Origin of the sequence: Sedimentibacter sp. B4 (genome assembly GCF_000309315.1) — a bacterium.
GTDB classification, from domain to species: Bacteria; Bacillota; Clostridia; order Tissierellales; family Sedimentibacteraceae; genus Sedimentibacter; species Sedimentibacter saalensis.
The window spans coordinates 1-385 of the sequence record NZ_CANG01000227.1 but is presented as its reverse complement, the minus strand read 5'-3'; the positions used below and the strand labels follow the sequence as shown (position 1 = coordinate 385).

1 protein-coding gene and 1 pseudogene are annotated in these 385 nt (G+C 66.5%); both read left to right on the top strand.

The window, feature by feature from the left end:
- Nucleotides 1-200 (top strand): annotated as a pseudogene (locus BN358_RS26240) (ribosome maturation factor RimP); the annotation flags it as partial.
- A gap of 1 nt (nt 201) precedes the next feature.
- On the top strand, nt 202-385 hold a 184-nt coding region (locus tag BN358_RS10850; RefSeq protein ID WP_040582662.1), incomplete at its 3' end, for a NusA N-terminal domain-containing protein.

The window sequence follows — 385 nt, the reverse complement described above, 5'->3', positions numbered from 1 at the left end:
ACACCGGGCGCCTGGTCGAGTTCACGCTCGCAGAGAGCACCCTCACCGGCCGGGTGCTGGGCGTGGTCGGTGACGTGGTCGATGTGGACGTGGACGGCACCGCGCAGAGGATCCCGCTGGATGGGGTGAAGCGGGCGTTGGTGCAGGTGGAGTTGAACCGTCCGGTCGCCGGCGAGGACGAAGAAGAAGCGGAGGAGTGACGTGGACGTCGATATGAGCGCGCTCAAGCAACTGGAGCGTGACAAGGAAATCAGCATGGACGTGCTGCTCGACGCACTGTCCGAGGCACTGCTCAACGCCTACGAGAAGACCCCCGGAGCGGTTCCCGGAGCCCGCGTCGATGTCGACCGGCGTACCGGGAAGGTGAGTGTCCACGCCCCGGAGC